The sequence below is a fragment of the Frankia gtarii genome, from assembly GCF_025403375.1.
Classification (GTDB): Bacteria; Actinomycetota; Actinomycetes; order Frankiales; family Frankiaceae; genus Frankia; species Frankia gtarii.
The window spans coordinates 1-21320 of the sequence record NZ_JAMPTM010000102.1; the positions used below are offsets into that span (position 1 = coordinate 1).

Below are 21320 nucleotides of genomic sequence, written 5' to 3' on the forward strand. Positions count from 1 at the left end.
GATCCCGGCCTCGAGCCCGGAACCCCGCGGCTTGCTGACCGGGACTTGTGCCGCAGGTCCCGATCAGCCTCCGACCTAAGGTTTTCCTTACCTTTCCTTGCCTCTTTGGGATCGTGCCACCCGTGCGCGCCAGCCGGCCCCTGTCGCCGGCCTTCTCCCCGCTCGGGCCAGCGTCCTTCCGTCGAATTCCACCCCGGTGCCTTTCCGCCCCTGCCTGAGCGACCCGCCCCGCTCGCGTCTCCGTCAGGCCCAGCTGGCTCGGCAGTGCCCCCGCGCGACGCATCTGCCGCGTCCGGCGGGTCCGGGCGCCGGGGCTCGAGAGGTGGCCGTGCCGGCACTGCTACCTGCTACCTGCTGCTCGCGGGCCTCCGGAGGCGGCGCTGATCCCCGCCGGGAGGGTGCGGCAGGCGGAGGAGCTCCTGCGGCCGACGGGTGGGATGCGAGGCCTGCTGGCCGGCGCCCTGGGGAGGAGGGCTGATGCAGGGCGTCACGATCGGTCGGAGTGTCACCAATAGGGGCACGTTAGGCATCCGAGAAGGCAAAACGTTTCCCGTTCTTAACGCAACGTGTTGCCCGAAGTGGGTCGCCATCCTGGGAGGCGGCAGCTACCGTGAGAGCCCTAGCGTCTCAAGCCGTGGTCCGGCGTAGTGTCGGACCTCTCGGGAGGCCCCTCGGTGCCGCAAGTGCGACTACACCAGGAGGCCGGTGCCCGGCTCCTGGAGGGGTCGGTCCCGGACTACCTCCGAGTAAGCGGGTGGGCGTGTGCCACGAACGCATGTCGTCGACACAAGCGTGCTGCTTTCTGATCCTGGCGCGCTGCTGCGGTTCGCGGAGCACAATGTCGTGCTCCCCCTCGTCGTCATAGGGGAGCTGGAGGGCAAGAGGAACCATCCGGAACTGGGCTGGTTCGCCCGGGAGGCCCTGCGCCTGCTGGACGACCTGCGCATCCGGCACGGTCGCCTCGACCAGCCCATCCCGCTGGCGGGTGGGGGGACGCTTCGGGTGGAACTCAATCACACCGATGCGGCCGTGCTTCCACCGGGGTTCCGGGTGGACACGAACGACTCGCGGATCCTGTGTGTCGCGATGAACCTCGCCAGCGAAGGCGCGGACGTCGTGCTGGTCACCAAGGACCTCCCGCTGCGGGTCAAGGCCTCGGTGCTGGGTCTGCCGGCGGAGGAGTACCAGGCGTTGTCGCCGGTGGACACCGGCTTCTCGGGCATGGCAGAGCTCACCGTCGCCCAGGAGGACCTGGACCGGCTGTACTCCCGCGAGTACACGGAGATCCTGGAGGCCGCCGACCTGCCGTGCCACACCGGCCTGGTGCTCACCACGGCGGGGGGCAGCGCCTCGGCGCTTGGCCGGGTGACGGCGGACAAGCAGGTCCGCCTGGTGCGCGGTGACCGGGATGCCTTCGGGCTGCATGGGCGTTCCGCGGAACAGCGGGTGGCGCTCGACCTGCTGCTCGATCCGGATGTCGGCATCGTCTCGCTCGGCGGTCGGGCCGGTACGGGCAAGTCCGCGCTGGCCCTGTGCGCGGGGCTGGAGGCGGTGATGGAGCGTCGGGCCCATCGGCGGGTCGTCGTCTTCCGGCCGCTCTACGCCGTCGGCGGGCAGGACCTCGGCTACCTACCGGGCAGCGAGAACGAGAAGATGGCGCCCTGGGCGCAGGCCGTGTTCGACACGCTCGGTGCCCTGGTCTCGCAGGAGGTGGTCGAGGAGGTCGTCGACCGGGGGATGCTGGAGGTGCTCCCGCTCACCCACATCCGCGGGCGGTCGCTGCACGACGCCTTCGTGATCGTGGACGAGGCACAGTCGCTGGAGCGCGGGGTGCTGCTCACCGTTCTGTCCCGGCTGGGGCAGGGGTCCCGGGTGGTGCTCACCCACGATGTGGCGCAGCGCGACAACCTGCGGGTCGGTCGGCATGACGGGGTCGCCTCCGTCATCGAGACCCTCAAGGGCCACCCGCTGTTCGCGCATGTCACCCTCACCCGTTCGGAGCGTTCACCGATCGCGGCGCTCGTGACCACGATGCTGGAGGACCTGGTCATCTGACGGCTGCACCCGGACCGGGCCCGCGTGGTGGCCCGGTCCGCGGGAACGCCCGGCCGCTCTGGGTGGTTGTCAGAGAAGACACTCATCGGAGGTGGCACAGATGTTCTTCGGTCGCCATAAGACCACGCTGCCCACGCCCGAGGAGGCGCTCCCGGGCCGGGACCGTCCGGTGTTCGTGGGTGACTCCCGGCACACCGTCCTCGGCACTTCGTTCGCCGGGCCGTTCCCGGGCGGGCTGGAGTCCGCCGTGTTCGGCCTGGGTTGCTTCTGGGGCGCGGAGCGCGCGTTCTGGCAGATACCCGGCGTGTACACGACCGCGGTCGGCTACGCCGGCGGGTCGACCCCGAACCCGACGTACGAGGAGGTGTGCTCCGGCCAGACCGGGCACACCGAGGCGGTCCTGGTCGTGTTCGACCCGGCGAAGGTCTCCTACGCCGAGCTGCTGAAGGCGTTCTGGGAGGGGCACGACCCGACCCAGGGCATGCGCCAGGGCAACGACGTCGGCACCCAGTACCGTTCGGCGATCTACACGACGTCCGACGCGCAGGCCGCGGCGGCCGGCGCGAGCCGGGACGGCTTCGAGAAGGTGCTGCAGGGGGCGGGCTTCGGCCCGATCACCACCGAGATCGCCCCGGCCGGCACGTTCTACCTCGCCGAGGAGTACCACCAGCAGTACCTGTCCGACGCCAAGAACCCCCACGGCTACTGCGGCCTCGGTGGCACGGGCGTGTCCTGCCCGGTCGGTGTCGCCTCCGCGGGCGGCTGACGGCCGGAAGGACGTCACCGCGTCGGTGATGGCGGCGCCGCGTCGTCGGGGGCGGCGGCCGGCGTCGCACGGCGGGGCGTCGCGGCCAACGGGGTGAGTGCGCCGTCGATGGTGCGGACGTCGCGGCCGACGGGGACCCGGGCGATGCTGTCGACGACCGCGGTAGGCCGGTAGGGGAAGCGTTCGACGTCGGCGTGGGTCGTGATGCCGGAGAGCACGAGCACGGTGTCCATGCCGGCCTCCAGGCCGGCGACCACGTCGGTGTCCATCCGGTCGCCGATCACCACCGTCGTCTCGCTGTGCGCGGACAGGGTGTTCAGGGCACTGCGCATCATCAGCGGGTTCGGCTTGCCGACGAAGTAGGGGGTGACCCCGGTCGCCTTGGTGATCATGGCGGCGACGGCGCCGGTCGCCGGGAGGAGGCCCTCGACCGATGGCCCGGTCGGGTCGGGGTTCGTCGCGATGAAGCGGGCGCCGCCGCGCACCAGTCGGACCGCCCGGGTGATCGCCTCGAAGCTGTAGGTCCGAGTTTCCCCGAGCACCACATAATCGGGCGAGCTGTCGCTGAGCACATATCCGATGTCGTGCAGCGCCGTGGTGAGTCCTGCCTCGCCGACGACATATGCCGAGCCGCCCGGGCGCTGTGTGTGCAGGAACAGCGCGGTCGCGAGCGCCGAGGTCCATATTCGCTCGGGCGGGATCTCCAGGCCCGAGCGGGACAGGCGTGCGGACAGATCGCGGGCCGTGTAGATCGAGTTGTTCGTCAGCACCAGAAAGCCGAGCCCGGCGGCGGTGATGCCGGCGATAAACGCGTCCGCTCCGGCAATCGGGTGCTCCTCATGGACGAGAACACCGTCCATGTCGATGAGATAGTTCTCGATGATCCGTTCCGACATGACCACTGATTCTGCCCGCCGCCCCGGCCCGCCGGCGGGCCGGGGCGGTCACTGGGAGCGGCGTCTCACAGCACCGCGACCCCGGCGGCCTGCTGCCCGGCCGGCATCGTCAGGCACAGGGCGGGAACGACGAGCCATTCGCGCAATCCCTCGTCGTGGGCGTACTTGTGCGCATAGCCCGGTGACCGGAACGGGCCGACCACCCCACGGATCCGCCCGCCCGAGCTACCCAGCACGACCACGGCCCAGGCCGCGGCATCGTCGTCCGCCGTCCCGTCCGGCAAGGAGGTGGATTCCCACCAGCACGGCACACCCTCGACCATTCACGCCCCCTTATGCAGGTCTTTCAGCGGCCACCCATGACGACGACACATATTTCGGCTGGGCATCGCGTCGGGCGCGGAAGTTCGCGCTGCCGGATGTCGCCGCCGAAATGATCGCCGCCGGGCCCTTCCGACCAGGCGGCGATGCACCACGATGCACACCGACGGCGTGGATGGCCCCCTCCGATATCGTGCGCTTTCCCGTCGCCTAGTCCACCGAAACGGCCGAATTTGCTCGGCGTCGTCGTCCGGCCTGCGGCGAGGGAACGCGCGTTTGCATTGGCTGGTGCAGGGCCGTTCTCACCTGGCATACGTTCGCGGCGCGCCGGGCACGGCGAAATCAAAAATGTGACATAAGCCGTCGGGTGCTCCGGTGGTCCATTGCGGGGTGGCTCGGTGGTGGCATCCAGGTGCGGTCTCAGTGGGGCGCGCCACGGGTCCGGCGAGGGCTCGGGTCCCTGGTCGGGGAGTGCGCGGGGTGGGTCTGGGAGGCCCGGGCCGGGCCGGCGGCGATCCGGCGCAACGTCCGGGTTGATTCGAGCGTCTGTTCTGTCGGTTACTTCTCGCGATGTGGGGGATCCGTGGGCCGGCGCCGTAATGACTACCGCAGCTGGGAAGAACTGTCCGGCCAGGAGCGTCGCCGCGGCCTGGCGATTCTGGGTGTGGCCGGTGCCGGTGCGGTGGTGGCGGTGTACCTGGTCGTCGGCGGCGGCGGCGGCACGCAGGCCGAGGCCGGCGCGGCGGTCCCGCCGACGATCGACGTGAACTCCCAGCTCGCCACCTGGTACGGCGGCACCGCCGGGATCCGCGACGAGATCACGACGTCCGTCAGCGCGGTGCGCACGGACATCCAGGCCTCCGACGGCACGGCGCTGAAGCCGGCGTGCGTCCAGCTCGGTCAGGCCGTGGACCGGATCGCCGGGCTCGGCGTACCGCCCGCCGCCGCCGCCGCCGGCCGGACCTGGACCGACGGCGCCGCCGCCTACGCGCAGGCGGTCACCGCCTGCGGGAACCTCTTCGACGGCACCGCCCAGCCTCCACCGGTCCTGCTCCAGCGCATGACCGACGCCCTCAACACGGCCGACGGCCACTGGACGAGGCTGGCCGCCCAGATCGGCGCGCCGGCACAGATCGTCGATGCGGCTGGGTAACACGGCGCCGCAGGACGCCTGACCTGCCAGACTTGGGCAGGTGGACCATCTCGCGGTCATCGAGGCCGAGGGCCTCGCGCTGCTGGCGACGACCAGCGCGCATCTCGACAGTCCCGTGCCGACCTGCCCGGGTTGGAGCTCGCGCCGCCTGCTGCGGCACGTCGGACGCCTGCTGCACAGCGTCAGTGTCGTCGTGCCGCGGGGCACCACCGACCTGCCGCCGCCGAACCCGCCCGCGCCCACCGACGACGAGGGGCTGATCGCCTACTACCGGCGCGCCCTCGACGACCTGCTGCGCGCGCTGCGTCAGACAGATCCCGCCGCGGCGGCCTGGAACCACACCGGGGTCGCGCCGCCCGTCGCCGGGTTCTGGCACCGCCGCCTCGCCCAGGAGCTCACCGTGCACCGCTGGGACGCCGACAACGCCATCGGCGCCGCTCACCCGCCTGCGGCGGAAGTGGCCGCGGACGGTGTGGACGAGCTGCTGACCGTCCTGCTGCCCGGTAGCCGCGCCCACGCGACCACCGGACTGGCCGACGGCGGTGTCCACGTCCATCTCACCGATGTCGAGGGGGAGTGGCTGGTCACGCTGGCCGGCAATGACGTCACCGTGACCCGGGAGCATGCCAAGGGAGACGCCGCCCTGCGTGGCCCCGCCGCCACCGTGCTGCTCGCCCTGTGGGGGCGCCTGCCGTTCGAGCATCCCGATCTCGCCGCGTTCGGCGACGAGGCCCTGCTTGCGGCGCTGAATCCGGGCGTCTGACCCGACGGGTGCCCGAGCGGGCGGGGCAGCACCAGAGTGGTGCTACCCCTGGGTGTACCGCCGGGTGGCGAGGCGTCCGGTGGGACGGGGCACCGTGGTGCCGGCCCTCACGTGCCGCCACCCGCCGTGCTCGGCCGTCAGGAACCGCCGTGCTCGGCTGTCAGGAACCGCCCTGTGGGCGGCGGAACAGGGTCGCGGTCGGCGCGGCCTGGCTCAGGGTCGCCTTCGTCGGGGTGAACAGGAACGACTGTTGCGGCTGGCCGCCCGGTCCGAGCAGGAACGCCCGCTCGATCGAGTCAACCTTGATGCGGGCGCCGCGGTCGACGCCCGCCCCGACGACCCGGGTGGCCTCGATCGTCGAGATGTCCTCGGCGACCGTGCCGGGTGGGAGCTCGACGGCGGTCGCGGCGGGGGTGTCCCGTTCAATCGCCCAGAGTGGGTAGATCTTGTTCGACCGGTAGGTCTCGCCGTTGCCGGACAGCCGCACGCCGACCGACAGGCCGACCCAGCTGTTCTCGGTGTTCGGCGAACCCACCGTGCTCTTACGGATGATGAGGTAGAGGTAGTTGCGCGGGTCGCTGATCTTCGTGATGGAGTTCGGCGCCTTGTTCTCGTCGATCTTGCCCTCGCGCGCGAGCTCCTGCGACATCACCCAGTAGGTCCACGGGTTGCGGTCCATCTCCCGCTCGCGGGCGTCCGCGTTCGGGTCGAGGATGTCGGCGGCGGACAGGGCGAACCGCATCGGGCCATCGGGGTTCTGGCACATGTTGTTGTTCAGCGTGCAGGTTCCGAGCACCGGGTGGCCGCCCTCGTAGCGGCCGGAGAAGGACTGCGCCGCGTGGTCCGGGCCCTGGATCACCGCGCTGCCGGGAATCGCGTTGCCCGCGGCGTCGATCTCCACCTGGTAGGTCCACTCGATGTCGGTGGTCCGGCCCCACTGCGCCATCAGCGCCGGGGTGGAGGTGCCGCCGTCCTCGTTGCTCCACACCGTCGAGTAGGTGAGCAGCCGGTGCCCGGAGATCGCGGTGGGCGCCTCGGAGTGGAAGGCCAGCAGCGGAGTGTCCGTGATCGAGTTCTGGAACGGCCCGCCGGCCAGCGGGTCCGCGGCGGTCACCGTCGACGAGGCTGATCCCGCCCCCGTGCCGCCAGCTCCGGTGGCGGCAGGCGGCGTCGTCCGGCCGTACAGGACCGGGGCATGCGCCAGCGCCTGGTAGCCGTTGTCCTGCGGCGTCACTGTCCGAAAGGCGATGCCGGTCAGGCGGGCCGAGGCCGCCGCCTGGGGGGAGCGGTCGGCGGCGAACTGCGCTCGCAGGGTGTGACCGCCCGCGGCGAGATGGCCCAGCGCGAGGCTCCGCTTGATGGGGAACGAGGCGGGGATGACGACGTCGGTGGCATAGGTGTTGTCGACGAACAGGGACACCACGGCGGATTCGCTGCCCGGCGAACCCCACGACACGCCCGGCGCGGCGGTGGTGAGGTCGAGCAGGACCTCGCCCTCGGCCTCGGTCCGGAACGGCATCGAGGACTCCTGCCCCCGGTTCAGCACGACCTCGGCTGGTGCTGCCTGCGCCTTGTCGCCGGAGTCGCACGCCCCGAGCCCGACCGTCAGTGCGGCCGCGGCCAGACCCGCACCGATCGCCCGCCGCAGTCCCCTCGACACCCGCGTTCCTCCCCGGAATCTGGAAGGTCGCCACCCGCGCGGCCGTTCCCCACGTCCCCGATTCACGTACACATCCTGCTCTGTAGTGATTTGTCATCCCGCACCGGTAGGGCCGGCGTGGGATTGGGCGCCCCCGCACCTGGTCACGGCGGCGGCGGGCCGATGGCGGCCCCGGACCTGCCACGGCGGTGCGAGCCTGGTACCGGGAAGAGTTGTCGGCGTCGGGGAGATCTGGCCGGTGGCAGGGAGGGCGGGGACATGGCGCAGGGGCAGCACGGCGGGCCGGCGGGTGACAGGGCCGACGACGGCGGCGGGGTGACGGCAGGCGGCGCCGGGCCGCGGGACGCCGCGGACGCCGCGGGCACCGCCGGCACGGGAGCGGTCGATCCCTCGACCGCCGCGGCCCTGGCGGCGGGGATCACCCCGTGCCGGGTCTCCCGAAAGGAGTATGAGAAGGAACTCGACCGTCTGCAGACTGAGCTGGTCCGGATGCAGGAATGGATCCGGTATACCGGATTCCGGCTGGTGGTGGTGTTCGAGGGGCGGGACACCGCGGGGAAGGGCGGCACCATCAAACGCATCCTCGAACGGCTCAACGCCCGCCAGTGCCGGGTCGTCGCACTGGGCACGCCGACCGAGCGGGAACGCACTCAGTGGTACTTTCAGCGCTACCTGGTGCATCTGCCCGCCGCCGGTGAAATCGTGCTGCTCGACCGTAGCTGGTACAACCGGGCGGGGGTCGAGCGAGTGATGGGCTTCTGCACGGACGACGAGTACGACGAGTTCCTGCGCACCTGCCCGCAGATCGAGCGGGCGCTGGTCCGCTCCGGGATTGTCCTGGTGAAATACTGGCTTTCGCTCAGCGACGAGGAGCAGGAACGTCGCTTCCAGGAACGGATCGACAATCCCGGAAAGCGGTGGAAGCTGTCGGCGATGGACCTGCAGGCACGGGCCCGATGGGTGGATTTCGCGGCGGCCAAGGACGAGATGTTCGCCTACACCGACATTCGCGAGGCGCCCTGGCACGTGGTGGACGCCGACGACAAGCGCACGGCCCGGCTCAACCTGATCAGCCACCTGCTGTCGGTCGTCCCGTACGGCGATGTGCCGCATGAGCGCGTGGTGCTGCCTCCGCGGCAGGAGAAGGCCTACAAGCGGCCCCCGATCGACAGCCAGGCCTGGGTGCCGCGCCGCTACCTGCGGGGTTGAGCGGGACCGGTCCGCTGTCCGGGTCCGTTCGGGCCGCGGTGGCCGCTGGCGCCTCGGTGCCACCCGATGCGGGTGAGGCTGCTCTCGCGCGGCTGCCCTTTCCGTGCCGGTGGCGGTCGTCGGCCTGGCAGTGCCGCCGCGCCGACGGGCCGTGCCGACGGTGGCCGTAACCTCCCGCTGCCCGTGGTTCTCCGGTGTCCACCCGCCGGCCGGCACGCCGTTGACCTGGTATGTGGCGTTGCCCACGCCGCATTCCTGCGGGTGAGTTCCCGGTCGGCCCAATCGTTGGGCGGATACGGTACCCGGCAGGGAATGAACGGACGACGGTCCGCGGCCGGCCACCTGTGGAACCTGCGATTCGAGCGGGAGAGGATTTCGTGCGCAAGTTCGTCATCATGGGAGTACAGGGCAGTGGCAAGGGAACCCAGGCGACGATGCTGGCGCGGGATTTCGACCTCGTCCACATAAGCGTGGGTGATGTCTTCCGCTGGAACGTGCAGAACCACACGAAGCTGGGCGCTCAGGTGAAGCGGACGGTCGCCGCCGGCCATCTGGTCGGAGACGATCTCGTCGAATCAGTGGTGCGCACCCGGCTGGCCGAGCACGACTGGAACTACGGGTTCATCATCGACGGATTCCCCCGAAATGCGCGGCAGGCGGAGTTCTTTCTGGAGAGCTACGACATCGACGGGGTCATCTACCTGGATCTCCCGGACGACGAGGTCTACCGGCGGGTGTTGGCCCGCCGGCTGTGCTCCCGCTGCGGCCTGGACTACAACCTGATAGCGAGCCGGCCGCTCATGCCGGACACCTGCGACGTCTGCGGAGCACCGCTGCAGAAACGCGCCGACGACAATCCCCAGGCGCTGGCCGTGCGGCTGCGTGACTACCACGAGAAGACTCAGCCGGTGATGGAGATCTTTCAGCGCAAGGAGTTCGTGGCCGTCGTTGACGCCCGCCGCGTGCCACGGGCCGTCCAGACGGAGATCCGCGGGTATTTCAACCTGCCGGACCTGGCCCCCGCGGCGGTGTGATCCCGCCGCCGACGCCCGGCTGGCTAGTGCTTCGTGAACACGATGGCGATCGCGTTGGACTGGCCGAGGCCCGCGGCGCCGATGCTCCCGGTGACACTGTGCCCGTCGAAGGCCAGCGCGCGGGCGACGCCGGGGATGCCGACGTCCGAGGTGATCCGATAGCCGGACCGCGGCAGCGCGGTGCGGTAGAAGGCCGCCACCCGGTCGCTGGACACCCCCGACAGCGTCACCGTCGAGCTCTTCCCGGTGGTCGTGCCGACCTTCACGGCCGCCCCGGGCGGTACGGGGAAGTCCGCGGGGACGTTGGTACCGCGCAGCGCCGCCGGGCCGGTCACCGTGTCGACCTTCCCGACCCCGGGGATGGACGTCGACAGCGAACTTGGCAGGGCCGTCGGCAGGCCGCTCGGCAGCGCCGTCGGTAGAGCCGTCGGGAGGGTTGTCGGCAGGCTCGCGCTGGCGCTCGGGTCCGGCACGTCGCCGCCGTCCGAGCCGCAACCCGCCGTCAGACCGACGAATCCGGTCAGGGCGAGCCCCGCCACGAGCACCGTGGCCCGGCGGACCCGGCGGTTCCCCGGGCGCGTCGCGTCGAGAGGCACCGCGTCGAGAGGCGTCGCGTCGAGAGGCGTCGCGTCGAGAGCCTGACTGTCGGGCACGGTGGGGTCCTCCCGCTCGATCCCGCGGTTGCCGGGTCCACCTGCCGCATCGCTCCAGGTGCCCGGTGAGGGCGGACGCGATGGCGACGTGCCGCAGCGATGACGGACGGCGGCCCGGTGTCGGCATTGTGCCGACGCATCCACGCCGACCCTAGTCGCGGTCGGGTGCCGCCCGCCCGAGGTGTCGGCTGGCCGTCAGGAGTGCCGCTGTCGGGGGTACCGAGATCGGTGCAGGTCCACCCGAACGTGCTGCCTACAGGTGCCGATTGACCGTGCGTTCGGCGCCCGCGCGTCCCGCCGCCGCGGGCCGTCAGTGTCCCGCTGACCTGGGGGCGAACCCGACCCTCGACTGAAGACCGAGCAAAATTTCGTATTTGCGGCACGAAGGAGGTTTCGCGATGGTAGTGGCGGGGTACCCGGCAGGCGGGTACTTGCCCTGTTTGTCCGCTTCACCCGATCTCGGGAAGGATGGATCGACGTGCGGGATGCCGTAGGGGGTTCGGCGGGCGTGCCGCGCAGCTCGACCAGCTGTCGCTTTCCGTCGCACCTGCGTGACGGTCTGGCGAGTTGCCGGCGGGAGGGGGTGTGTCGTGCCGAGCGTGGCCGAGCGGCGCGCGCCCTGCCCCGCGGGCCAGCGCGCCTGGACGAGGAAGTCCAGGACTATGCCGAACTGGCATTCCGATTTCTTCCTATACAGCCAGGTTTGCCGACACCGTAAGTGAGGGTATGTGTGCAGTACGAACTTCGGAGTGTCCCGCCCCGGTGTTCCGTGTTGAACACCCGACACCTGTACGTTCTCTGAGCGTGGCGGTCACCAACAACGCGGTGATCGGTGTGGCCCTTGGCTACATCGAGGCGAACCCGGACGAGATGGACCTCATGCGGTCCTTGGTTGTGCTTGCCCTGCACGGGCCTGCCATCACAGCTCGTAGCACGACTCCGGCTCACGTCACCTGCCGCGCCGCGATCGTCTCCCCCGACTGGCGTGTTCTCGAGATCATGGACTCCTCCACCTCCACCTGGCATCTGCCGGGCGGCCACGTGGACGCGGGCGCCTCGTCTCTGCTCGGCGCGGCGCTCGGGCTCGCCGCCCGCCACGCCGGAGTGGACACGAACATGGTCATCCCCGGTGCGGTCATCCCCTTCGATGTCGAGGCATCGATCATCGAGGCCGCCCCGGCGCGAGAGGAGCCGGAACACGTCCACTACGACATGACCTACCTGTTCCACGTCGAGGACCGCAGCCTCGCCGTGCCCGACTCCGCCAGCACCCGCGTGCGCTGGGTCGAGCCCGGAAAGGTCGCCGGTCAGCTCGGCGTGAAGCTCACGGAGGCGTCCCGCCACTCCCGCCTGGTGCCCTGATCCCGGTCGGCGGGGCCGGGTGCGCCTGCCGGCGGACGCGGGGTCGCCGCGTCCGCCGGGGCGGCCCGGTCGGCGGAGCCGCCGGCCCGGACGAACGCCAGCACGCCCGCCATCGCGGTCACCGGACTGGCGCCGACCGGCCCGGTGACGTTGTCAGCACTGGGTGTCGGTGACGAAGCGGAGGTAACGCTCGGCGGAGCGGCGCACGGCGGCCCGACCGTCGGCGCGGACGACGGTCTGCCAGAACGCGCCGTAGACGGCGTCGAAGTCGAACGGTTCGAGCAGTTCCAGCGCCCGGCGGACGACGCTGGGCCGTTCCGGGATGTAGTTCGGGTAGCTGTACATGAAGCTCACCCACCGGCGGTCGAGGACGACCTGCAGGATGTCGCCGGAGAACAGCGCCCCCCGACCGTCCTCACCCTGGGCCCAGTGCAGGACCGTGCCGCCGGCGAAGTGCACCCCGCCGTTGATCAGGGTCAGCCCGTCGCCGATCGTCAGCGCGTCGCCGGACCACAGCTCGACGGCGTCGTCTGGCCGGCCGAGCCAGTCGGCGTCCGCGGCGTGGATGTAGATCGGGGCCCCGCCGAACGCCCGGCTCCAGTCGATCATTGCTCCGTAGAAGTGCGGGTGACTGATCGCGATGGCGGTGACGCCGCCGAGCTCGGCGACCCGGCCGGCGAGGTCGTCGTCGAGGAAGGGCACGCAGTCCCACAGGATGTTGCCCGCGTCGGTCTGGACGAGCAGCGCCCGCTGCCCGATGGAGATCTTCGGCTCGGCGCCGACGCCGGTCACCCGCTGGCCCTCCGGACGGAGCACGCCGTGGTAGCCGTCGGCGCGCAGTCGGGCCAGCGACGTCCACTGCTGCCCCTCCCAACCGACGAACTGCCGCTCGTCCTCGCAGACCGGGCAGTCGACCCGCGCAGCGGCGTACTGCACCCCGCAGGTCAGGCAGATTGGCAGGTCGAGATCGAGGTCGGGAAGGCGGAACGGCACGGGCACCCCCGGAGGCGGGTCGGCGGCTGGGGTTCGGTGGTGCTGGTCAGTGGGCCACGAGCCGGCGGAACCGGCTGTGGTGGATACCCAACGGTGTCACGCTCGTGTCCGAGCTGAGCCGTGTACGCGCAGCAGCGCGATGAGGTGGTCGCCAGCGACCACCTCCCGGACGAGTGCGCGCTCCAGCGCTGCCGCCGAGTCCGCAATGCCCACCGTTCCCGGTTGTCCGTGCGTCCGGCGGGTTCGTGCCACCGGGCACCGTGCGAACAACAGTCGCGGCTGCGTGTTTCTCGCCGTCGCGAGACCGGTAACCCGCGCATTGCGCCGATGATCGTGACGGGAAAGATGCTGCGGCGTAAGGGCGAAACTTCCGGTTACGCCGTCGCGGCAATATGCGGGCGGCGCCGCGGCCGATCGATGCGCGCAGGCCCGGCGAGCTGCTCGCGGCCCTGCCACGGAGCCTGGCCAGCCGGTGCGGGGGAGGCCCGGCCCCGGCTGGATTCTTTCGCCTTCCCTACATCTTTACCCGGTAAGTCGCTTTAGTGGCGCTTTGTGGTGGTTGGTGACGTGACCCTACGCTGACAATGGAGTGTCGGCTCCGAGTCAAGAGGTACCCATGAACCCATCCAGCAGGAACGTCGAACGGGGGGCCGCGACCCGGGAACACCTGCTCGGCGTCGCCACCCGGCTGTTCGCCGAGCGGGGTTACGAGGGCACCTCGATCGACGCCGTCCTCACCGCGACCGGGGTCAGCCGCGGTTCGCTTTACCACCACTTCAAGGGCAAGGACGCGCTGTTCGACGCGGTGCTGGAAGCGGTCGAGCTGGACGTGGGCCGCCGGCTGGTGGCCGCGGTTGGCGCCGACGGCGGGGGCGACCCCGCCACCGCGCTGCGTCTGGGCTGCCTGGCCTGGATCGGCATCGTGGGCGACCCCGTCGTGCGACGCATCCTGCTCATCGACGCGCCGGGGGTCCTCGGCTGGGCGCGCTGGCGGGAGCTCGACGAGCGGCACGCCTTCGGCAAGATCAAGCAGACGGTCGCGGAACTCGCCCGCGACGGCGTGTTCGACGCCGCGATGGTCGACCTGTTCGCGCACGTGCTGCTCGCCTCGATGAACGAGATCGCTCTGCTCGTGGCCCGGGCCGACAACCAGCGCGTCGCCATCCGCCACGCCCGCGCCGCCGTCGACGAGCTGCTGCGCCGACTGCTGCGCCCTACCTGACCGTCTCGGCCCAGCCGTCTCGGCCCAGCCGTCTCGGCCCAGCCGTCTCGGCCACCGCGGCATCACGGTGAACGCCGTGCTGCCCGGCCTGGTCGAGGCTGACGGCGTCACCACCTACGACCGGCAACGTTTCGATCAGGTGGTCGCGATGACCCCCGCGGGCCGCAACGGCCGGCCCGACGACATCGCCGATGTGGTCGCGTTCCTGGCCGGCGACGCCGCCCGCCGGGTCGCCGGCCAGACCATCGCCGCCACCGGTGGCCTGTCCTTACTGACCCACCGGGCGCCGGTGACCGTGAAACCATCATTCGCATGGACCCTCGTCCGTCGGCCCGACCCGCCAACCTGATCGGCCGGGCGGCTGCGCTGGCGCGGGCGCAGACGCTCCTGGCCACGGGCGGGCGCGTCCTGCTCGGGATCGCCGGGCCGCCGGGCGCGGGGAAGAGCACTCTCGCCGACTGGCTTGCCGCGCAGCTCGCCGCCCGCCACGGCACGGACCCGAGGCTCGTCGCTCAGGCGCCGATGGACGGCTTCCACCTGCCGAACGCCACGCTCGCCCGGCTCGGCCTCGCCGACCGCAAGGGCGCCCCCGAGACGTTCGACGTCGCCGGCTACGCGGCCCTGCTGACCCGGCTGCGTGCCGGCGGACCCGAGGAGGTAGCCGCGCCGTCGTTCAGTCGTGTCCACGATGCCGCGGTCCCGGGAGCACACCGGATTCCGGCCTCCGTGCGGCTGGTGATCTGCGAGGGCAACTATCTGTTGCTGGACGACGCGGCATGGGCCCAGGTGCGCGCATGCTGCGATGAGACGTGGTTCCTCCGGGTCGAGGAGAAGATCGCCCGGACTCGTCTGATCGCCCGGCAGACAACCGGCGGCCGCTCCGGAGCGGCCGCCCGCACATGGGTCGAAGAGAATGATCTCAATAATCTGCGTCTGGTGGATGCGACGGCGCGGCGCGCCGATTACCTGCTCCGGCTGCCTCCGGTGCTGCCGTCCGCCCCCTGAGCCGCAGCCCCACCGAGCCGCAGGAGGCGGCGGGTGGGTGCACCGAACCCCGAGACGATCCCCCGTCATCTGATCAGATCCGCTGGCCGCTGGCCGCTGGCCGCTCAGGACTCCCTCGTCTCGGGCGCGGGCGCCTCGTCCTGGGCGGTCAGCCATGAGCGCGTGCCGAAGCTCGTCACCGACCGGGCCGCGACCCGCGACGCTGCGGCGAGCGCGTCCACCAGGCCGGCGGTGGTGAGCCGGGGCAGGGCCGCGATCGACCAGGCGAACGCCCCGTGGAACACGTCGCCGGCGCCGAGCGTGTCCACCGCGCGGACGGCCGGGGGTCGGACCTCCCCGTCGGCGCGGGCGGTCGCCCACCGGACCGGGCCGGGGCCGTGGGTCACCGCGGCGAACGAGGGCCCGTGCGCCAGCAGGTAACGCAGCACCTCGTCCGGGTCGACGCCGACTCCCGGCGGCCGGAAGGCGGACCCGCACAACGCCACGTCGACGTGGGGGAGCAGCCGCTCGGTCCCCGGCTTCCAGGAACCGCCGTCGAACACCACGGGCGGCCGCCCGGCCGAGGTTGCCGCCCCGTCTGCCCCCGTGGGCCGGGATCGGCGAGCTCCCAGGATGTTGACGGCGACGTCGAGCTGATGGCCGTCGACGAGGACGACGTCCGCCCCGGCGAGCAGGGCCCGCGCGGCGTCCGCGGCGGGTGGCGCGGCGGCCGGCAGCGCGCCGTGCGCCGACACCACCGCCCGCTCTCCGCCCGCGAGGTTGACCATGATCGCCGAAACCGGCAGGGCCGGTACTCCTGGTCGCAGGTCGTGATGCCGGATTCCGAGCGTGACGAGATCCGCCCGCGCCGCGGCGGCCAGCGGCCCGGAGCCGACCGCGCTGACGAGCGTGGCCCGCCCCCCGAGGTGGGCGAAGGCCACGGCCGCGCCCGTCGCCGGGCCGCCCGCGGCGACCACCAGATCGTCGGCGACGATCTTCTCGTCGGGTCCGGGCGGGTGTCGGACCAGGTAGATCGTGTCGAGGGTCGTGAGGCCGACGAACAGCCCTGCCGACTGTCCGGCCACCGCCCCGACCGGCCGTGCCCTTGCCCCGTCGGCCTGCTTCGCCACGCGTCCTCCTGTTATCAGCCCGGAACCGGTCTGGTCTGCGCCGGGCAGGAATCAGTACCTCTGTCCGAGTATTCGGGTTACTGCGTTTCGGCGCAAAGATGTCACCCTGCCGAGTCGGGGCTAATATCGCGTTATAACGGTTTACTGTTCATCGACAAGGAAACATCATTGTTTTCCTGTGGGCCCCACTTGTCCTGGCGGTAAAAGATTGATGTCGTTTTCTTCCGTACTCTTCTTATATTCGTCCGTCTTGGTTAGACAGGCGGCGTGCATGAGCGAATGGTGCGCCGATGGGGCGCTAGTGTGGTGTTGCTGACCGTCACCGGCATGGCTGGCGGCGTGATGTACTGGCCGGCCGGCGAGGCGCCTGGGTCGGCGGTGCTCGGCGGTCGGATGGCCGCCGGCGCGCCCGTCACGGTGTCGGCCGCGCCGCGCACCCCGTCGTACGTGATCGCCGACGGCGTGGCCAGACCCGCGCACCCCACCTCGAACAGGCCCACCTCGAACACGCCCGCTTCGAACACGCCCGTGACGGGCGACGCGGTCGCGACGGGGCAGGTCGGCCGTCTCGCCACGGTCGAGTCGATCGCGGCGGCGCGCGGTGTCGCCCCGACCGGACTGGCGGCGCGGTTGCGCAGCTACCTGGCGAGCCGACCGGGTCACGTCAGCGTCGCGATGTACGACGCGGTCGCCGGCACCACGGCCGTCTACACCGATCCGGCCGTCGCCGGCTACGAGACGGCGAGTTCGGTCAAGCTCGACATCCTCACGGCGCTCGTGCGGCGGGCGGGCGCGTCGGGGCGGCTCACGGCCCGCGAGCAGGCGTTGGCCCGACGGATGATCTCGGTCAGCGACAACGCGGCGGCGAGCGCCCTGTGGGCCGACGTCGGCGGCGCACCTGCGATGAACGCCTTCTTCGCCCGTCTCGGCATGCACGCGACGACGGCGGGACCGGGCGGCAAGTGGGGGTTGACCCGGACCACCGGGGCCGACCAGCTCGCGGTGCTGCGGGCGATCTCCTACCCGGGCACCCTGTCGGCCGCCGGGCGGGCCACGGTGAGCGGCCTGCTCAAGACCGTGATCCCGGCGCAGCGGTGGGGCCTGACCGGCGGTGTGCCGGCGGGGGTCACGGTGGAGCTGAAGAACGGCTGGCTGCCCCGCACCAGCGGCTGGGTGATCACCAGTCTGGCGCACGTCCACGGCGCCGGCCGCGACTACGTCATGGCCGTTTACACGAAGAACGGGCCGAGCATGCAGTCGGGCATCACCACCGTGCAGGGGCTGTCCGCGCTGGCCTGGAAGGCGGCGAGGAGCTCGGCGGCTGCCGGGTAGCGACGACCGGCGTACCGGCAGGCCGGCGCGCGGCGGCGGCGGGCCTGACCGGCCGGCCGTCGTCCCCCCGTCGCGTGCTCCGGACCGGGAGCTGTACCTCGGCCCGCGACGGGGGTGCGTGCGTACTGCGAATGCGGGGTTGCCGCGGCGGCCGGGATCAGCCGCTGAAGCGGGCGACGGCTCGCATCTTGTTCATCGCGTCGAGCGCCGCGACCTTGTAGGACTCGGCCAGCGTCGGGTAGTTGAACACGCTGTCGACCAGGTAGTCGATGGTGCCGTTGCAACCCATCACCGTCTGCCCGATGTGGATCAGTTCGGTGGCGCCGGTGCCGAAGACGTGCACCCCGAGCAGGCTTCGGTCCTCGGGGCTGACCAGCAGCTTCAGCATCCCGTACGAGTCGCCCAGGATCGCGCCGCGGGCCAGTTCCCGATACCGGGCGATGCCCACCTCGAACGGGATCGCGAGCTCGGTGAGCTCGTCCTCGGTCCGTCCGACGTAGGAGATCTCCGGGATCGTGTAGATCCCGATCGGCATGAGCTCCGCCCGCATCGCGTTCACGTTCTCACCGCAGGCCGCGTAGGCCGCCAACCGGCCCTGCTCCATCGAGGTCGCGGCGAGCGCCGGGAAACCGATGACGTCGCCGACGGCGTAGATGTGCTCGGCCTCGGTGCGGAAATCGGAGCCGACCTTGATCCGACCGCGGTTGTCCGCGGACAGGCCCGCCGCCGGCAGGTTGAGGATGTCGGTGAGCCCCTGCCGTCCCGCCGAGTACATCACCGTGTCAGCGGGCAGCTTCTTGCCGCTCTCCAGCAGGGTGAGCGTCCCGCCGTTGTGCCGCTCGACCGACACCACCGACTCGCGGAAACGGAACGTCACCGCCAGGTCCCGAAGCTGGTACTTCAGGGCTTCGACGATCTCGACGTCGCAGAAGTCCAGCATGCGGTCCCGCCGCTCGACGACCGTCACCTTGGTGCCGAGCGCGGCGAACATCGACGCGTACTCGATGCCGATCACCCCGGCGCCGACGACGACCATCGACCGCGGCAGCCGTTCCAGGGCCAGGATCTGGTCGCTGTCGACCACCGTCCGGCCGTCGAAGTCGACCGTGTCCGGCCGCGCGGGCCGGGTGCCGGTGGCGATGATGATTCGTTCGGCCTGGACCCGCCGATCCTCGATGTCCCCGGCCGCCCGCACGCTGACCGTGTGCGGGTCGATGAAGCTCGCCAGCCCTGTCAGCAGCGTGACGTGGTTGCGGCTGAGCTGGTTGCGGATGACGTCGATCTCTCGACTGATCACGTGCCTGGTCCGGGCGGACAGATCACCCACGGTGATGTCGTCCTTGACCCGGTAGCTCGACCCGTACAGCTCGCGCTGCGACATGCCGGTCAGATAGAGAACGGCCTCCCGAAGCGTCTTGGACGGGATCGTGCCAGTGTTGATGCTGACACCGCCGATCATCTCCCGCTTGTCCACGATCGCGACCCGCCGGCCGAGCTTGGCTGCCGCGATCGCAGCCTTCTGCCCGCCGGGTCCGGACCCGATGACGAGGACGTCATAGTCGAACACCGTCACCTCCCCGCATTCTTTCCGGCTCCCGGTGAAGCTGAGGTTATCTGGCTGGAGCGGGTGGGTCGGCAAGTTGCACGGGCTTGTTACGTTTATTTCTTCTCCGCGCTTTCCTCTGAGGGTTTCAGCCATGTGATATCGCGGAGAGTAAACAGAATCTATCTGTCCGTAATAACCGAGACGTGCCGGCGGTGGGTGGCCCTCTCGAGCCGAGTCGTCGCCGTCGGCCGTGCCCGCCCCGGCCCGCCGTGTGCATGGTGGGCCCACGGCGGCATCAGATGATCTTCGCTGGGCCGTTCGAGATTCGTGTCGCCGTCACCCGTAACAAACGGGCCGCCGTCTCGTTAGACCAGAGGCGGGGGTCGTGGAGGCTGTCTGGGGGGTCTTCCACGACCCCCGCCGCTTCGCCGCCGTGTCACCGTTGTCGGGACGGACGCCCGCCCGTTGTCGGGAGGTGCGCTGGGAGCGGTGACCCGCCTGGAGCGGCGCCGGACGCCGACTCCGGAGTGATCCTCCGGAGCCGGCCGATCCGGACGCGGGTGGATCGTTCTACGGATGGGTCATCGAGAGCACGTCGAGGGCGGCATCGAGCTGGGCCTCGGTGAGCTTGCCGGCCTCGATGTAGCCGCGCTCGATCACCACCTCGCGGATCGTCTTCTCCTCGGCGAGGGACAGCTTCGCAACCTTCGCCGCCTCCTCGTACCCGATGTACTTGTTCAGCGGCGTCACGATGGACGGCGAGGACTCGGCGTAACGCCGGCAGCGCTCGACGTTGGCGATGATTCCGTCGACGCAGAGGTCCGCGAGCAGCCGGCTGATCGTGGACAGGATGTGGATCGACTCCAGCAGATTGCGCGCGATCACCGGCAGCATCACGTTGAGCTCGAAGTTGCCAGCCGAGCCGCCGAAGGCGACCGCCGCGTCGTTCCCGACGACCTGCGCGACGACCTGGCAGACCGCCTCCGGGATGACCGGGTTCACCTTGCCGGGCATGATCGACGAGCCGGGCTGCAGGTCGGGCAGGTGGATCTCCCCGAGGCCGGCCCGCGGCCCGGACGAGGCCCAGCGCAGGTCATTCGCGATCTTGTAGAGCGAGATGGCGACGACCCGCAGCACCCCGGACGCCTCGACCAGGCCGTCCCGCGACGCCTGCGCCTCGAAGTGGTTACGCGCCTCGGTCAGCGGCAGGCCCGTGCTGGCGGCCAGTTCCTCGATCACCGCGGCGGAGAAGCCAGGCGGTGTGTTGATGCCGGTGCCGACGGCCGTGCCGCCCAGCGGCAGCTCGCCGACCCGCGGCAGGGCCGCGTTCAGGCGCTCGACGCCGAGGCGCACCGCCGCCGCGTAACCGCCGAACTCCTGGCCGAGCGTCACCGGCGTGGCGTCCATCAGGTGCGTCCGCCCCGACTTCACCACGTCCGCGAACTCGGTCTCCTTGCGACCGAGCGAGGCGGCGAGGTGCTCCAGCGCCGGGATCAGCTCCTGCACGATCCCCTGGGTCGCGGCCACGTGGATCGACGACGGGAAGACGTCGTTCGACGACTGTGACGCGTTGACGTGGTCGTTCGGGTGCACCGCCCGGCCGAGCCGCTCGGACGCCAGCGACGCCAGCACCTCGTTGGTGTTCATGTTCGATGACGTGCCGCTGCCGGTCTGGAACACGTCCAGGGGGAACTGGTCGTCCCAGTCGCCGCGCGCGACCTCGGCGGCCGCGTCCGAGATTGCCTCGGCGATGTCGGCGTCCAGCACCCCGAGCTTGGCATTGACCGTCGCCGCCGACGCCTTGATCCGGGCAAGCGCCTGGATGTGCGCGCGGGAGATCCGCTGGCCGGAGACGGGAAAGTTCTCCACCGCCCGCTGCGTCTGGGCCCGCCAACGGGCCGATGCCGGCACCCGGACGTCGCCCATACTGTCGTGCTCGATGCGGTATTCCTGCTCGCTCATGCGCCCGTTCTCCCGATGTTCCGTCGCCTTTGACCTGCATCTGACCAACACCGCACCCCGGTGCCCACCACCCGGCGAGACGGGGGCTGGACAGCGGTCCCAAGGGGGACCCTAGGACATGTCGGGCGACTCGTGCCCGCGCCGCACGGTGCCATGGGAGCTCTCACACCTTTCCCCGCAAAGCGCCTTCGCGCTTTGCGGGGGCCCCTGGTACTGGGCGCCGTGCGGGGCTCGGTCGGATCGCCTTCGGCGATCTTCCCTGGGGGTGGTGGTCGGGGG

General features: G+C 70.9%; 18 protein-coding genes and 1 pseudogene. 11 read left to right on the forward strand and 8 right to left on the reverse strand.

The annotated features are described in order from the left end of the window. Nucleotides 1–762 precede the first annotated feature (762 nt). Nucleotides 763–2055 carry an RNA 5'-3' helicase PhoH2 gene (gene phoH2, locus NBZ83_RS33380; protein WP_261565046.1) on the forward strand — a complete coding sequence of 431 codons (1293 nt, stop codon included), beginning with the start codon at nt 763–765 and terminating at the stop codon, nt 2053–2055. Between the two features lie 100 nt (nt 2056–2155). After that, the gene (gene msrA, locus NBZ83_RS16225; RefSeq protein WP_261565045.1) at nt 2156–2821 is read left to right on the forward strand and encodes a peptide-methionine (S)-S-oxide reductase MsrA; all 666 of its coding nucleotides are present in this window, start codon (nt 2156–2158) and stop codon (nt 2819–2821) included. A 14-nt stretch (nt 2822–2835) separates the two neighbouring features. On the opposite strand, the gene NBZ83_RS16230 is transcribed toward msrA, so the two are convergent. Continuing rightward, complete coding sequence (locus NBZ83_RS16230; RefSeq protein ID WP_261565044.1) at nt 2836–3717, reverse strand: HAD-IIA family hydrolase; 882 nt, start codon at nt 3715–3717, stop codon at nt 2836–2838. A 65-nt stretch (nt 3718–3782) separates the two neighbouring features. Beyond that, on the reverse strand, nt 3783–4040 hold the full coding sequence (locus tag NBZ83_RS16235) for a hypothetical protein (protein ID WP_261565043.1): 258 nt from the start codon (nt 4038–4040) through the stop codon (nt 3783–3785). Nucleotides 4041–4621: 581 nt separating this feature from the next. Between NBZ83_RS16235 and NBZ83_RS16240 the strand changes: the two genes are divergently transcribed. Together NBZ83_RS16240 and NBZ83_RS16245 are read left to right on the forward strand one after the other, a co-directional pair. Further along, nucleotides 4622–5191, forward strand: coding sequence for a hypothetical protein (locus NBZ83_RS16240; protein ID WP_261565042.1), 570 nt, complete (start codon nt 4622–4624; stop codon nt 5189–5191). A gap of 40 nt (nt 5192–5231) precedes the next feature. After that, the gene (locus tag NBZ83_RS16245; RefSeq protein WP_261565041.1) at nt 5232–5954 is read left to right on the forward strand and encodes a maleylpyruvate isomerase family mycothiol-dependent enzyme; all 723 of its coding nucleotides are present in this window, start codon (nt 5232–5234) and stop codon (nt 5952–5954) included. Nucleotides 5955–6114: 160 nt separating this feature from the next. Here the strand turns inward: NBZ83_RS16245 and NBZ83_RS16250 are convergent, their stop codons facing one another. Further along, nucleotides 6115–7614, reverse strand: coding sequence for a hypothetical protein (locus tag NBZ83_RS16250; RefSeq protein WP_261565040.1), 1500 nt, complete (start codon nt 7612–7614; stop codon nt 6115–6117). A gap of 258 nt (nt 7615–7872) precedes the next feature. On the opposite strand from NBZ83_RS16250, the gene ppk2 reads away from it, so the two are divergent. Both ppk2 and NBZ83_RS16260 read left to right on the forward strand, forming a co-directional pair. Further along, nucleotides 7873–8823, forward strand: coding sequence for a polyphosphate kinase 2 (gene ppk2 / locus NBZ83_RS16255; RefSeq protein WP_261565039.1), 951 nt, complete (start codon nt 7873–7875; stop codon nt 8821–8823). A gap of 377 nt (nt 8824–9200) precedes the next feature. Then, the gene (locus tag NBZ83_RS16260) at nt 9201–9857 is read left to right on the forward strand and encodes an adenylate kinase family protein (protein WP_261565038.1); all 657 of its coding nucleotides are present in this window, start codon (nt 9201–9203) and stop codon (nt 9855–9857) included. A gap of 23 nt (nt 9858–9880) precedes the next feature. Here the strand turns inward: NBZ83_RS16260 and NBZ83_RS16265 are convergent, their stop codons facing one another. Further along, nucleotides 9881–10510: a hypothetical protein gene (locus NBZ83_RS16265; protein WP_261565037.1), complete on the reverse strand. Its 630-nt coding sequence runs from the start codon at nt 10508–10510 to the stop codon at nt 9881–9883. Between the two features lie 804 nt (nt 10511–11314). Between NBZ83_RS16265 and NBZ83_RS16270 the strand changes: the two genes are divergently transcribed. Continuing rightward, complete coding sequence (locus tag NBZ83_RS16270; RefSeq protein ID WP_261565036.1) at nt 11315–11872, forward strand: NUDIX hydrolase; 558 nt, start codon at nt 11315–11317, stop codon at nt 11870–11872. A gap of 153 nt (nt 11873–12025) precedes the next feature. On the opposite strand, the gene NBZ83_RS16275 is transcribed toward NBZ83_RS16270, so the two are convergent. Beyond that, entirely contained in the window at nt 12026–12865 is an 840-nt protein-coding gene (locus tag NBZ83_RS16275) for an MBL fold metallo-hydrolase (RefSeq protein ID WP_261565035.1), read from the reverse strand. A 616-nt stretch (nt 12866–13481) separates the two neighbouring features. On the opposite strand from NBZ83_RS16275, the gene NBZ83_RS16280 reads away from it, so the two are divergent. The 3 genes and pseudogenes from NBZ83_RS16280 (at nt 13482) to NBZ83_RS16290 (ending at nt 15092) form a co-directional block, all read left to right on the forward strand. Beyond that, nucleotides 13482–14087 carry a TetR/AcrR family transcriptional regulator gene (locus tag NBZ83_RS16280; RefSeq protein WP_261565034.1) on the forward strand — a complete coding sequence of 202 codons (606 nt, stop codon included), beginning with the start codon at nt 13482–13484 and terminating at the stop codon, nt 14085–14087. A gap of 55 nt (nt 14088–14142) precedes the next feature. Beyond that, nucleotides 14143–14436: pseudogene (locus NBZ83_RS16285) on the forward strand (SDR family oxidoreductase); the annotation flags it as partial. Next, nucleotides 14400–15092, forward strand: coding sequence for a nucleoside/nucleotide kinase family protein (locus NBZ83_RS16290; RefSeq protein ID WP_261575321.1), 693 nt, complete (start codon nt 14400–14402; stop codon nt 15090–15092). The pseudogene NBZ83_RS16285 and the gene NBZ83_RS16290, both read left to right, overlap by 37 nt. Nucleotides 15093–15196: 104 nt before the next feature. On the opposite strand, the gene NBZ83_RS16295 is transcribed toward NBZ83_RS16290, so the two are convergent. Then, entirely contained in the window at nt 15197–16201 is a 1005-nt protein-coding gene (locus NBZ83_RS16295) for a PfkB family carbohydrate kinase (RefSeq protein WP_261565032.1), read from the reverse strand. Nucleotides 16202–16504: 303 nt separating this feature from the next. Here NBZ83_RS16295 and NBZ83_RS16300 point away from each other — a divergent pair, with 303 nt between their 5' ends. Next, the gene (locus NBZ83_RS16300; protein WP_261565031.1) at nt 16505–17533 is read left to right on the forward strand and encodes a serine hydrolase; all 1029 of its coding nucleotides are present in this window, start codon (nt 16505–16507) and stop codon (nt 17531–17533) included. 157 nt (nt 17534–17690) lie between these two features. Here the strand turns inward: NBZ83_RS16300 and sthA are convergent, their stop codons facing one another. Continuing rightward, nucleotides 17691–19100 (reverse strand): Si-specific NAD(P)(+) transhydrogenase, encoded by a 1410-nt coding sequence (gene sthA / locus NBZ83_RS16305; RefSeq protein WP_261565067.1) that lies wholly within the window; start codon nt 19098–19100, stop codon nt 17691–17693. A gap of 549 nt (nt 19101–19649) precedes the next feature. Next, on the reverse strand, nt 19650–21041 hold the full coding sequence (locus tag NBZ83_RS16310) for a class II fumarate hydratase (RefSeq protein ID WP_261565030.1): 1392 nt from the start codon (nt 21039–21041) through the stop codon (nt 19650–19652). Nucleotides 21042–21320: the final 279 nt, after the last annotated feature.